The organism is Agromyces arachidis (assembly GCF_052805135.1).
The window spans coordinates 39,042-52,563 of the sequence record NZ_JBRBDK010000006.1; the positions used below are offsets into that span (position 1 = coordinate 39,042).

Annotated in this window: 7 protein-coding genes; all 7 read right to left on the reverse strand. The window is 74.3% G+C overall.

Features of this window, described 5'->3' with window-relative positions:
* Positions 1-20 precede the first annotated feature (20 nt).
* Positions 21-641 carry an FHA domain-containing protein gene (locus ACUY4T_RS09685; RefSeq protein ID WP_446018725.1) on the reverse strand — a complete coding sequence of 207 codons (621 nt, stop codon included), beginning with the start codon at positions 639-641 and terminating at the stop codon, positions 21-23.
* Entirely contained in the window at positions 638-2,989 is a 2,352-nt protein-coding gene (locus tag ACUY4T_RS09690; protein ID WP_446018726.1) for a transglutaminaseTgpA domain-containing protein, read from the reverse strand. Before ACUY4T_RS09690 ends, ACUY4T_RS09685 begins: the two co-directional genes overlap by 4 nt.
* Positions 2,986-4,320 (reverse strand): DUF58 domain-containing protein, encoded by a 1,335-nt coding sequence (locus ACUY4T_RS09695; protein ID WP_446018727.1) that lies wholly within the window; start codon positions 4,318-4,320, stop codon positions 2,986-2,988. The genes ACUY4T_RS09690 and ACUY4T_RS09695 overlap by 4 nt, the downstream gene beginning before the upstream one ends.
* Positions 4,317-5,288, reverse strand: a complete 972-nt coding sequence (locus ACUY4T_RS09700; RefSeq protein ID WP_446018728.1) for an AAA family ATPase — start codon at positions 5,286-5,288, stop codon at positions 4,317-4,319. The genes ACUY4T_RS09695 and ACUY4T_RS09700 overlap by 4 nt, the downstream gene beginning before the upstream one ends.
* A gap of 17 nt (positions 5,289-5,305) precedes the next feature.
* Positions 5,306-11,182: an Ig-like domain-containing protein gene (locus tag ACUY4T_RS09705; RefSeq protein WP_446018729.1), complete on the reverse strand. Its 5,877-nt coding sequence runs from the start codon at positions 11,180-11,182 to the stop codon at positions 5,306-5,308.
* Positions 11,179-12,591 carry a serine/threonine-protein kinase gene (locus ACUY4T_RS09710; RefSeq protein ID WP_446018730.1) on the reverse strand — a complete coding sequence of 471 codons (1,413 nt, stop codon included), beginning with the start codon at positions 12,589-12,591 and terminating at the stop codon, positions 11,179-11,181. The genes ACUY4T_RS09705 and ACUY4T_RS09710 overlap by 4 nt, the downstream gene beginning before the upstream one ends.
* A 104-nt stretch (positions 12,592-12,695) precedes the next feature.
* The gene (locus ACUY4T_RS09715; protein ID WP_446018731.1) at positions 12,696-13,505 is read right to left on the reverse strand and encodes a PP2C family protein-serine/threonine phosphatase; all 810 of its coding nucleotides are present in this window, start codon (positions 13,503-13,505) and stop codon (positions 12,696-12,698) included.
* Between the last annotated feature and the right edge of the window lie 17 nt (positions 13,506-13,522).

A 13,522-nucleotide genomic window follows, 5' to 3' on the forward strand; every position in this document is an offset into this window, starting at 1 on the left:
GGGGCGGTGGGGAGGACCGGTCAGTCGACCGTGAAGGCCTGCTCGCCGATCTCGACCTGGCTCCCCCGCGGCACGAGCACGCGACGACCGGGTTCGCATCGGACGCCGGCCTCCCCCGGCCGGCGGACCACCGTCCCGTTCGAGGAGAACCGGTCCGCGACCCACAGTCGGCCCTCGTGCTCGCCGAACTCGAGATGCGTCTTCGAGACCGAGAGCCCCCGGTCGACGATCTGCACGAGGTGCGCGAACCGCTCCCCGGGCTGGGGCATCGGCCGACGGCCGACGAGTCCGCTGCCGCCGACGGTCACGACCTCGCCCGTGGTGAAGCGGAACTCCCAGCTCGCCGACGGCGTCGCGCCCTCACCGTGCTCGCCGGCGGGACGCGGTTCGGCGGGCCACGACGCAGCGGCGGGCTCGGGAGCGGCCGCCGGGGCCGGGGACTCGACGGGCGCTGCGGTGTCCGGGGCCGGCGGAACGGGGACGCTGATCACGCCGCTCTCGGATCGGTGCAGCACGTACGTGTCGCCGGGTCGCGGGTCGACGGGTCGACGCGATTCCGGCGTCGCCGAGGTCGAGCTGCCGCATTCGCCGCAGAACATCGCCCCCTCGGGGAGGTCGGCACCGCAGATGGCGCAGTTCACGAGCCGTCTCCCTTCCGGCTGCCAGCGTAGCGCCCGAAGGACGCGAGCGAGACCGCGGCCCTCAGCCGCTCGCGCATCGGACGGGGTGCGGCGAGCCGCTGCTGCAGCTCCTCGACCGCCTCCCAGACGCGGTCGTCGTCGCCCTCCGACGGTCCTCCCGGGGCGTAGACCGCCCGGTCCACCACCGCGGCCAGCACGAGCGGGCCCATGCCGCCGACGGACGAGGCCTGCTCGGCACGAGTGGCGGCCGGCTGGATCGGATACCCGTAGTCGGCGGCCGTGTCGGTGAACTCCTGCCATCCGCCTTCGATGCGCTCGACCGGCGTCGGGGCCCGCCGTCGGAGCCGACGACGCCGCGACTTGGCCAGCACGACGGCGAGGAAGGGGCTGGCGAGCAGGAGCAGCACCGCGAGCGCGATGCCGACCACGCGAGCGGCGGCGAGCAGCGCGTCGAGCCACCGCGCGTCGTCGTCCGCGCGGTCGTCGGCACCGGAATCGGGTTCGACGGCGAGCTCCTCGATCGGCGTGCGGTCCTCGGGCGGGGGAAGCGCGGATTGCGGACGCGACACGACGGTCGGCTCGTCGGGCAGTCGCTCGGGGATCTCGCGCGGCTCCGGGTTCGGGTCCACCTGGATCCACCGCCCGTCGGCGGCCTGCACCTCGATCCACGCCTGCAGGTCGGCTCCACGGAACACGCGGTCGCCCGAGGCGTCGCGTCGATCGCCCTCGGCCGGGAGGTACCCGACGACGACCCGTGCGGGGAAGCCGATGGCCCGCGCCATCAGGGCGGCCGCCACCGAGTACTGCTCGCCATCGCCGAGCATCGGCTTCACGCTGGCGAACTCGGCGATCCGGTCGAGCGAGTGGCCGGATCGGCTCGGCTCCTCCTCGCCGATGCCGTGGCTCACGTACCCCTGGGTGTGGAAGGCCTCCACCACGCGGGCGAGTCGCTGCCCCGGCGGATCGGAGGCGGGCGCCCAGGTGTCGAGCAGGAGGAGCAGTTCGTCGGGCGCCTCCGGCCCCTCGGGAAGCACGGCTGCGCCCGGCTCGAGGGCCGCGAGGTCCACCTCCCCGACGGAGGCCACGGACCACGCCCGGTACGTGTCCCCCTCCCGCAGGCCCGAACGGACGCCGCCAGCGCCGGTGACGTCGTTGTAGTGGAACTCCTCCGCGAGCGCCTCGGCCCGCGCGGTCCCGCGGGGACCGAACTCGATGCGCTCGAGGCGGCCCGCACCGGGGACCCAGACGTCGTCGTAGGCCAGCACCTGGACCTCGAGCTCGATGCCCTCGCCCGGGGTGCCGGACTGGTCGAGGCGGTACGGCAGCCTGGTGAACTGGCCGGACTCCGCCGACCGATCGGCACCGCCGACCGAGTACACCACCCCGTCGTAGGTGTCGAGCGTCGCGATGCGCAGGCCCACCCCGTCGGGCAGGCCGCGGACCGAGAGCATGCGATCGGATGCCGCCCCCGGGTCGAACGTGCGTCGGAACGCTGCCAGGGGGCTGTCGAAGTCGTTCGGCTCGAACGGCGGCTGCAGCTGCGACCGCACGACCTCGCGCGGGCCGGGCGGGACGACGAAGGAGGCCGCGGTGGCGCCGACGAGGGCGAGGGCGACGAGCCCGGAGGCGCCGACGACGCGGCGGACGTCGGCGAGCGACGCGTCCGCGGAGCGCTCGGACTCCACCGTCCGTCGCCCGGCGATCCCGACCCGGACGAGCCAGGCGATGCTCGTCACGAGGAACGCGAGTCCGGACTGCACGGCGAGCTCGTCGTGCACCACGCCGAGGGCGATGCCGGCGACGAGCAGGAGGGCGGGCGGCAGCGCCGCCGCAGCCGGCCGCGCGGTGCGCAGGGCGATCGTCACCGACGCCGCGGAGGCGACCAGCCCGAGCAGGAACGGGGGCACGAGCAGCGCCTGGTAGCTGCCCACCGGGACGGCGATGGTGACCAGCTGCTTCCACGACAGCGCGGTCCCGGCGACCAGCTCGACGAGGCCCTCGGCGGTCGGGAGCACGTTCGCGAAGGTCCGGCCGGGCACCGCTGCCGGCACGCCGAGCACCAGGTACGCCCCGGCGACTGCGGCGACCACCGCCCACGACGGCCAGGATCGCACGGCGCCGACCAGGGCCACCGCGGCGCCCGCGACGATCGCGACCGCGGCGGCGACGAGGAAGGCGACGCTCTCGTACACGGGCCACCACGGCACCATCGCCGCGGCGGTCATGGCGCCGACCATGGCGACGCCGAGCAGCCATCCGGCCGGGAGCGGGCGGGATCGGATGCGTCCGCCTGCCGGAGCGGGGGCGCCGCCCGCACGGCGCTCCGGACCGATGGACCTCGCGTTCATGCCACGGAGGCCGATCGCGCGACCATCGAGCGGAGGTCCTCGAGGTAGCCGACACCGAAGACCGAGAGCGCGCCGATGCTCCGGGCGCTGGCCTCGCCCTCGGCCGCGCATCGGACCACCACGCCCTCGACCCCGGTCGGCAGGCGGGAGGCGGCGTGCCCGAGCTCCGCGGCGGCGCGCGCCGCACCGGTGACGACGAAGACGAGCGAGACCCCCGTCACCGATTCCGCCGCGGCACGGACGGTGTCGGCGAGCGCGGTCGCACGCGGGTCGGCTTCGACCAGGCACAGGGCGTCGAGCAGGCGATCACGTGAAGCGGTCGGCAGTTCGCGCATCCCGGCACCGGACCGCGTCCCGGCCTGCACGCCGTCGGACCGGGCACGGCCCGAGACGATGAAGCTGATGCTGCGTGCGTCGCGGATGGCGCGCGCGCCGAGCGAGGCCGCCGCGCTGACGGCCAGCTCGAAGTCCTCCGGGTCGTCGTAGGCGTCGGCCGACAGGTCGAGCAGGACCATCATGCGGCTGCGGCGCGTCTCCTCGAACTGCCGCACCATGAAGGTGCCGGTCTTGGCCGAGCTCCGCCAGTGGATGAAGCGGCGATCGTCGCCGGGCTGGTACTCGCGCAGGGCGTGGAACGCGATGTCGCTGGCCGTCAGGTCGCGTGTCGGCGTGCCCTCCAGGTCCCGCAGGTAGCCCGTGCTCAGCGGGGACACCGCGATGGTGCGGGGATGCACGTGCAGCAGTCGCACCCCGGACCACTCGATCTCGCGCCGCATGAGCCCGATCGGGTCCGCTCGGACGGTGCGGACGGGGCCGACCTCGATCACCCCGCGACGACGGGTCGGGATCGCGATCCGCTCGTCGAACACCGCGTCGTGCGCGAGCGCGGGCAGGACCCGCGACGCGACGCGATCGCCCACGGGCAGCTCGAGGCGCGCGGCGGCGAAGCGTCGCCGTCCGGGATTGCGCACCACGAGTCGCGCCTCGGCCGCCTCCCCGACCGGGACGCGGTCGACGGGCAGCGTCAGCTCGACCCGTCCGGCACCGCGCCCGGCGAGGTGGGCCGAGGCGAAGGCGACGAGCAGGAGCAGCCCCCAGCCGACGACGACGAGCTCGCCCCATCCCCATCCGTACCCCGCGACGAGGGAGACGGCCGCCGCGGTCAGGACGCCCCACCCGAGCGGCGTGACCACGCCGCGCGCGGCGGCCGCCCGACGGGCGAGGACGGAGGCGATCGAGCGGGCCCGCGCGACCCCGCGGCCGATGACCACCGCGAGCAGGCCCTCCTTCGCGGCCTCCTCCGGAATGCTCGAGCGCGTCTGGAACGTCACCCGGCCTGCCTCGCGGACGGCGGCGGCGTCTCGATCAGCACCTGGGCGATCACGTTCGAGGCGGTCACGCCGTCGAACTCCGCCTCGGGGTCGAGGATCAGCCGGTGGGCCAGCACGGGCTCGGCCAGCGCCTTGACGTCGTCGGGCACGACGTAGTGGCGGCCGCGGCCGGCGGCGTGCGTCTTGGCGGCGCGGACGAGCGCCAGCGCCCCGCGCACGCTCACCCCGAGCCGCACCTCGGTCGCGGTGCGGGTCGCGTCGACGAGCCGGGAGACGTAGTCGTGGATCGTGGGATCGACGTAGACGCTGCGGGCCAGCGCCGCCATGCGGACCACGTCGTGCGCGCCGATGCGGGGCTCGACGCGCTGGTCGTGCGCACGCTGGTCGGTCCCCTCGAGGATCCGGATCGTGGAGGCGTGATCCGGGTAGCCGACCGAGGTGCGCATCAGGAACCGGTCGAGCTGGGCCTCCGGGAGCCGGTAGGTGCCCGCCTGCTCGACCGGGTTCTGGGTGGCGATGACCATGAACGGCCGCCCGGCCGGATGCGTCCTGCCGTCGACGGTCACCTGCCCCTCCTCCATGACCTCGAGCAGCGCCGACTGCGTCTTGGGGCTCGCGCGGTTGATCTCGTCGGCGAGGACGATGTTCGCGAAGACCGGCCCGGGGTGGAACTCGAAGGCGCCGGTGCGCTGGTCGTAGACCGAGACGCCGGTGATGTCGCCGGGGAGGAGGTCGGGGGTGAACTGGACTCGGTTGCTCGTCCCGTCCACGGACTGGGCCATCGCGCGGGCGAGCGAGGTCTTCCCCGTCCCCGGCACGTCCTCGAGGAGGAGGTGACCCTCGCTGAGCAGCGCGGTGAAGGCCAGGCGGATGACGCGGTTCTTGCCGAGGAGGACCTCCTCGACCGCACCGACCAGCCGGTCGAGGTCGGCGGCGAATCGGGTCGCGTCGTCGGGGGTCATGGTCATGGGTGCTCCCTGGGCGCTCAACGGGTCTCGAATCTCGCGGTCACGCCCGCGACCTCAACATCCAACCAGACGAGGTCGCCGGGCTCGGCGTCGACGACCTGGCACGAGGTCGCCGACTGCGCCACGCGGCCGACCTCGTCGCCTTCGACCCCGCATCGGTACGCGGGCGGCAGGCCGCCGTTCTCGGGGCCGGCGGCCCACGACCAGGTCGAGGTGGCCGGGTCGTAGGTCCTTCCGGACATGGCGAAGGTGAGCGACGGCGACTCGCCGGCGGGCTGCGTCTCGGACCACGGCCCGCACGATCCCCACACCGAGCAGGCGCGGACCTGGAACCGGGCCGTCTCGCCGAACGGTCGGTTCAGCAGGGCCCGGAGCCATCCGGACCCGGTGAAGTCGCGCGGTGAACCCACCCGTGCGCCGTTGGCGTCGACCGCGATGATCTGGAGGCGGCGCGTGCCCGCGTCCACTCCGGCGACGTAGCGGTCCCAGGTCTCATCGTTGAGCCAGTCCATGGTGCTGTCGACGGAGCCGACGCCCCCGGGGGCCGGTCGCACCACGGTGCTCGCGACCGCGGTGCTCGCGCACCCGGCGCGGTTGTAGCCCCAGACGACGAACGAGTACCGGGCGGACTCGGTGGAGGTTCCCGTGAAGGACACGCTCGCGACGTCCGGCCCGACCTTCACCGTCTCGGCGACGGTCCCCCCGACGGACGGCGCCACCACCGTGCCCGGCGCGGGAGTGGTCACCCGGCACGCCTGCGCGCCGGTCGGCACCGCCGACTCCCCCTCGAGCAGCCGCTGCACGAAGTACCCCGCGATCGCGTCGCCGTTGCCCGTGAACGGACTCCACGACACGACCACCGACCCGGCAGCAGGGTCGGCGTCGACCGCGATGTCGCCCGGGACGGGCGCACCGAACGGCGTGCCCGACGTCGTCGCCTCGGTCCACGCGGCCATCGCCGGGAGCGCGCCGTTCCGCGCGCTCACGGTCACCGCCACACTGCTCCCGTTCGCCAGGCGCTGCGATTCGGTCGCGCACACGGTCGCGGTGCAGACCCGCTCGGCCGAGACCTCGACCGGCGAGCCGGCGACCGTGACGACGTAGGTGTCGACCGGGCTGCCCGACCCCGTCGGGACAGGGACCCATTCGATGCGGAGGCGGCCGTCGAGCGGCAGCGCGCGAAGCCCGCTCGGCGGCGCGGGGATCACGTCCGACCACACCGGCGTCGGCAGTTCGACCGGGTCGGAGAGTCCGATGCCGTTGCGCGCCTGGATGCGCACCCGCACGGCCGCGGAGGGGCCGTTGGCCGGCGTGGGCACGCTGCAGGTCGTCGCCGCGCACTCCGTGGCGCCCACCTCCGATCCGCCGGCGTCGACGAGCGAGATGCGGTAGCCCTCGATGGGCGAGTTGTTGAACGCCCCTGCGCCGAAGGCGACATCGAGGACCCGGTCCCCGAAGCCCGTCAGCCTCGCGTCCGTCACCGGGTCCGGGCGGTCCTGGATGGAGATCCGCACCGTACCCCACGCGTAGCGGCTCCGGTCCCCGGTGGCGTCGGCCACCTGGTACTGGACGTCGGCGTTGACGGGCGCCGCACCTTCGGCGACGGTGACGGACAGGCGCGCGCGGTCGGCGTCCGGCGTGATGGTCACGCCGGCGGGCAGTCCCGAGTCCAGTCCGCGGACGGCGACCACGCGCAGCGGCGTGTCGGGGAACGGGTTGCCCGCCGCGTCGTTGGCCAGCACGTCGACCGTCGTCGTCCGGCCGCGCGGCGCGATCGCCTCGTCGTCCGCCGGTTGCGCGAGCGGTCTGGTCGACGGGACGACGCGGAGCTCGATCCGCCCCGGCGTGCCCGCCACGTCGCCGTCGGCCACGCCGACGGTGATCGCCTCCTTCGTGCCGTGCGGGGTCGACTCCGCGGCGCGGATCCGCATGACGTCGTCGTCGAGGGCGACGTCGAAGCCGGGCGGCGGCTCCCCCGCCAACGTGAAGGCGAGGTCGGCGCGCCGCTCCTCGTCGGGGCGGCTCGTGAGCCGCTCCAGGGCGATCTCGCGCGATTGCCCGGGCTCGAACTCGATCACGCCGCCCGTGAACGTCGGCGGCTGTCCCTCGGTGGGGCGGACGTCGATCGGGATGACGATCGTCCCGGTGCGTCCTTCCGGATCGTCGGCCGAATCGCCGTCGGTCACCGTGAACGAGATCGAGGCCGGTCCGAAGTAGCCCGTCTCGCTGCGGAACCGGAGCGTGTCGTCGTCGACCACCAGCTCGCTGCCGTCGGCGTGGGAGGCGCGCACGGCCGCGGCATCCGTCACCCTGACGGGTCGACCGGATGCCGCGACGACGTGGTCGTCGAGCTCGATCTCGACCTCCTCGCCCGTCGTCACGCGGACCTGCGGCGCATCGCGGCGCAGCTGCGGGAGCGCATCGTCGCGTCCGGGCACCCAGATGAACGCGAGCGACGTGAGGCCGGGGTCGTCGGGATGGCCGATCGCGTACGGCACGATCCGCTGCTCGTCGCGCACCTCGACCTCGACGACGCCGTCGGCGGTCACGCGCGCGCCCTCCTCGTACCCTTCGACCAGCGAGACGGGCGCGTCCCGGACGTCGGCGTCGGCGACGAACGCCTCGTCGAGCACGTCGACCTCGACGAGGTCCTCCTCGAGGATGTCGCTCAGGCTCAGCAGGACGTCCGAGGCCTCCGGGCGGATCAGCGGAGCGTCGTCGCGCGCGTCGACCCGGAGGAAGGCGGAGGTCGCCCCGAGCCGCTCGTTCTCGACGGTGTACACGAAGCTGTGGTCGGCCTCGCCCGGCGGGACCACGACGCGGACGACGTCGCCGTCCACCTCCGCCGTCGCCGTCCCGGTGTTCGGCTCGATCGACGCGATGGACAGCTGCTCGCCATCCGGGTCGGAGTCGTTCGCGAGCACGCGGACGGCGAGGGACCGGCCCGGCCGGACGGTGATGCGGTCGTCGACCGCGACCGGCGCACGCGCCTCGTCGAGACCCGGTGCGACGCCGACCCGCACGGTTCCCGTGGCGCGCGCACCGAGCGCATCGACCACCGAGTACTCGAACGTGTCCGTCCCCGCGGAGTACTCGCCGGCCTGGTACTCGAGCCAGTCGGCGCCGCGATCCACGACCGCGCCGCGCTCGGGGTTCGACTCCTGGCCGAGCAGCTGCACGGAGTCGCCGTCCGGGTCCACGCCGCCGAGGGGGATCCGGATCCGCACCGTGTCGCCGGCGAGCACGCGGGCCGTCGCGGCGGCGGGGACCGGCGGCGCGTTCGTGTCCACGTCGGCCTCGCGCACCGTGATCGTCACCGACGCCGTCGCGTTCTGGCCGTCGGGCCCGACCACCCGGTACGACGCCTCGAACACGCCCGGCTCCGGAGGGGCGTGGTACCGCAGCCGGTTCCCCGACGCGAACAGGAGGCCCTGCTCCGGCGCGGAGACGAGCTGCGGGTCGAGGGCGAGGGGGTCGCCGTCGGGGTGCTCGTCGTTGTCGAGCACGGGGATGTCGATCACGTCGCCCGTGCGCGCGGAGGCGGTGTCGGGTGCCGCCACCGGCGGCTGCGGGGCCGGGGGCGGGGGCACCTGGACGACCGTGACCGTGCCCTCGGCATCGGCGAGGCCGTTGCTCACGCGATAGCCGAAGCTCGCCGATCCCTGCTCGAGCGGGCGGATCAGGCTCACGCGGAGCATCCGGTGCTCGATCACCTCGACCCGGACGCCGGCGTCGTCGGGCTCGCCGCCCGGCCCGGTGATGACGAGCAGCCCGCCGGTCGGATCGATGTCGCCGGCGAGGACGTCGACCTCCACGGGCTGGTCGAGGCGGAGGAAGGCCGTGTGGGGCACGGTGATCGGCGTCGTGTCGCGCTCGGGCGGAGCGGCCACCTCGACCCGGATCGTCCCGGTGGCGGTCTGGCCGCCGTCGGTGACCGCGTACTCGAGGAAGTGCGTGCGCACGGCCGAGCTGGAGAACCGGAAGGTGCCCTTGTCGAAGTCGGGGGCGAGGACGGCCTCGGGCTTCGCGGGCACCGCCGAGAGACGGATCTCGCCCGAGCCGCCGCGCACGTGCCGGAGCGGCTCGAGCCGGATCTCCTCGTCCTGCGTCGCGAGCGCGACGAAGGACTCCGCGACCAGGGGGGCCTCTCCGGGAGCACGCACCCCCACGATCAACGTCCCGGTGCCGTCGTCGCGCCCGTCGGACACCAGCAGCGAGATCCGTCGCTCGCGCCCCTCGCCGCCGCGCTCGTCGAACACGACGACGCCCTCGGCCGTCGACGTCACGTCGTCCGGGTCGGCCGTGGTCGCCGCGCGGAGGAAGACGGGGTCGCCGTCGGGGTCGACCCACTCGCCCAGCACGGCGGTGGTCACCCGGCCGCTCGCCTCGACCACCGCGCGCGCCTGGCGGACCTGCACGGGCGCCGAGTTCTCGTCCGGCGGCCGCACCGTGATGCGCACCTCGGCCTGCGCGAGGCCCCCTCGTCCGTCGTCGATGTCGTAGCGGATGGCGAAGGAGCCCTCCGCACGGTCGTCGAGCGTGAGCTGGAGCTGCTGGCGGTTCGCGACCAGGTCGATGCGCGCGCCGTCCGGGAGGTCGCCGGAGGTCGCGGAGACCACGAGGACGTCGCCGTTGGCGTCGTAGTCGTTGAGCAGTACGGGCAGCAGGGTGGCGCGTCCGGGTCGCGCGCCGAACTCGTCGTCGACGGCCACGGGCGGGACCTGGCTCTTCTCGGTCGTGACCGGCGAGTCGGGGTCGTTCTGCTCGATGCGGCGCTCGTCGCGCTCGACCGCGAGCAGCTCGTCCCAGTTGTCGATGAGCTCGTATCCGCGCGCCGCCGCCCAGCTCGCGCCGCTCTGCGGATCGTTCAGCACCAGCGCGTCCCCGTTCGCGAGGAAGCGGAGACCGCTGCCGGGGATCCGCCGGTCGAGCTCGAAGGGCTCGCCCTCGGCGTCGCCCTCGCACGCACGCCACGCGCTGCCGTCGCCCCAGGCCGCGTGGACGCACCCGCCGTGCACGATCGGCCGGGCGGCGGCGCCGGAGCGCCCCCCGACGAGTTCCCGGGTCTCCGAGCCGTCGAGCGCGACCTCGACGAGTCGCTCGCGCGTGGCGATGAGCACCGCGTCCCCTCCGTTCGACGGGCGCTGCAGGACCGCACCGTCCGCCGGTGAGACGAGCCCGGAGAGGTCGACGGTGCGGCCCTCCAGGTGGAGGCGCTGCGATGCCGGGTCGAGCACCGCCCAGCGGCCCGCGACCGAGGTGACCTGCAGGCCGTCGGCGTCGTCGACGGGGTCGAGCTGCCACCGGGCCGCGATCGCCTCGGGTGCCGTCGCCGAGACCTGCCGCACCTCGCCGGTCGACGGCGTGAAGCCGAACACCCGGCCGGCCTCGTCGACCGAGACGACGGACTCCGCGCCGAACTCGAACGCGGGTTCGGAGTCGCTCGCGAAACGCCCGAACTCCTCGATGGGTTGCACCCAGAGGTCGCCGTCCGCGGTCACCACCACGCGGTCCCCGGCGATGGCGAGGTCGGCGCCGGCCGGGGGCACCGCGACCGTGTCGACCACGGCGGCCGTCGCCGGGTCGACGATGCCGACGCTCGCGCGGTCGCGGTCGAGGACCAGCACCGTGGAACCGGCTTGGACGACCTCGGGGCGCGTGCCCCCGGCTTCGACGACGGCGTTCAGTTCACCCACGGCGGTGTTCGCGCGACCGACGGACTCGTAGCCCTCGTTGGACACCCAGACGGCGGCGTCGCCGAGGTCGACCCGCTGGGCGGTGTAGCCTCCCGACGCGACCGCGACCCCCGCGACCACCGCCACCACCGCCGCGACCGCCGTGGCGGTGATCACGCCGGAGCGCCGGTTCCGCCAGAGCTCGAGGAGATCGATCACGGCACGTCCACCTCGACGCAGCGCTCGGCGCTCGGGGCCCCCGGACGCCCGTCGCGCGACACCGTCACGGAGGCGCAGACGGGTCCGTCGGACTCGGCCACGACCGCGGCCGACGTCTCCCTCTGGGGCGGTCGCTCGTTCCCCTCGATGCGCACCACGTAGACGTCGCCCTGGCGCAGCCCCGGATCATCCCACGTGAAGACGACGTTCGGCCCGGCCACCTCCGCGCGCACGTCGACCACGACCGGGATGGTCGTCGCTCCACGGGCTATGGTGAGCAGCCCGGCGACGAGGAGCCCGACGAGCACGGCGGCCGCGACCCCGACCCCCCAGAGCAGCCGGCGGGTCGTGGGGGGCGCGCTGCCGAGTCGCGCGCCGTGCGCATCGCCGCGGGAACGGGAGTCGACGGCCGACGCCCCGATCCGCCCGGAGGGGGCGGGCCGACGCCGCCGCGTGCGCGACGAGCCCTGCGCCACCGAGGCACCGGCCCCGATGCGCGTCCGGTCGTCGAGGTCGACGGCCGTGGCGAGCGCCCAGTCGTCCATCGCCACCTCGAGCGGCGTCTGCGGCAGTGCGAGTTCCTCCTCGACGGCCTGCAGGTCGCGGATGAGCTCCAGCGCGCTCGCCTGCCGCGCCGACGGTCGCTTGGACATCGCGCGGGCGAGGACCGCCTCGAGGCTCGGCGGCACGTCGGGGCGTCCGGTGGGCCGGAGCCTGGCGCGCTCGATGCGCGTCACGATCGCCATCGTGCCGTTGTCGCCGTCCGGCACCTCGAACGGACTGCGCCCGGCGAGGAGCGAGTAGACGGTCGCCCCGAGCGACCAGACCTCGCTCGCGACCGTCCCCGAGACCTCGTCGAGCAGCACCTCGGGGGCGGACCACGGAATCGAGAGCCCGACGGCGTCGCTGGCCTCGGCCTGCCCGAGCGTCGCGGCGATGCCGAAGTCGGACAGCACGGGGTGCCCGTACGCCGTGGTGAGGATGTTCGACGGCTTGATGTCGCGGTGGAGCACGCCCTGCCGGTGCGCCGTCTCGATGGCGCTCGCGATGCGCACGCCGATCGAGAGCACCTCGGCGATCGGGAGCTGCACGGCGCGGTAGCGCTGGCCGAGCGTCGCCGAACAATACTCCATCACGAGGTAGGGGCGCCCGTCGGCGGCCACGCTGGCCTGGTACACCGTCAGGATCGACGGGTGGCCCGAGAGCTGGGCCATCAGGTTCGCCTCCGCCTGGAACATGCGGCGGACGTCGTCGTTGACGACCTCGGCGAGCAGCACCTTCACGGCCACGAGGCGACGCGGCATGTTCTGCTCGTAGAGGAAGACGTCCGCGAACCCGCCGGCTCCGAGCACCCGGATGAACGAGAAGCCGGGGAGGCTCGGCGGCGTGGACGGAAGTCGCCTCGTCACGTTCCTCCCAGCGGTTTCGGGCACCGGCGCGGTCCGGGTGGGCGCACGCCGCCCGACGCATCGCCCCATTGTAGGTCGCCGGGGACGGCTTCGAGCCGCCCGGTTCAGGAGGCGTCGGACGCGTCCTGGGCGGGTCGTTCCACGCGCACGACGTCGACGACCACGACGGTCACGTTGTCGCGCCCGCCGTTGCCGACCGCGGCCTCGACGAGTTGGCGCACGGCCTGCTCGGGGCGACGGCCCGAGATGAGGAAATGGCGGATGCCGTAGGAGGTGAGCTCCTTCGTCAGCCCGTCGGAGCAGACGAGTAGTCGCATCCCCTCCTCGAGCGCGATCGCCCGGTAGTCGGGGACCGGCGCCTCGTGGAACCCGACGGCGCGGGTGATCACGTTGGAGTGCGGGTGCGTGTCCGCCTCCTCGCGCGAGATCTGGCCGGCGTCGACGAGCTCCTGGACGATCGAGTGATCGACGGTGAGCTGCTCGAGCACGCCGCCCACCAGCCGGTACACGCGCGAATCGCCGATGTTGAAGACGATCCAGGCGGGCTGGTCGCCGATGACGCCGAGCGCGACGCCGGTGACCGTGGTGCCGCTGCCCTCGTCGGTGACGCCGGTGCCGCGACCCATGTCCTGCACCGCGAGCTGGAGCGACGCGTCGATGTCGCTCGTGCCCACGGCGGGCTTGCCCCCGTGCTCGGCCAACCGGGTCACCACGGCGGCGCTGGCGAAGTCGCCTGCGGCGTGGCCGCCCATGCCGTCGGCGACCGCGAAGACCGGGGCCTGCGCCACGAAGCTGTCCTCGTTGACCGCGCGGCGGAGTCCGGTGTCGGTCGCCGCAGCCCAGGACAGCGTCACCACGGTGCCGTCCGGCAGCGCGACCCGGTGCCGCGCGTTGGCGTTGCCGATCTGCGTCACCTGGTCCGCCCCTGTCC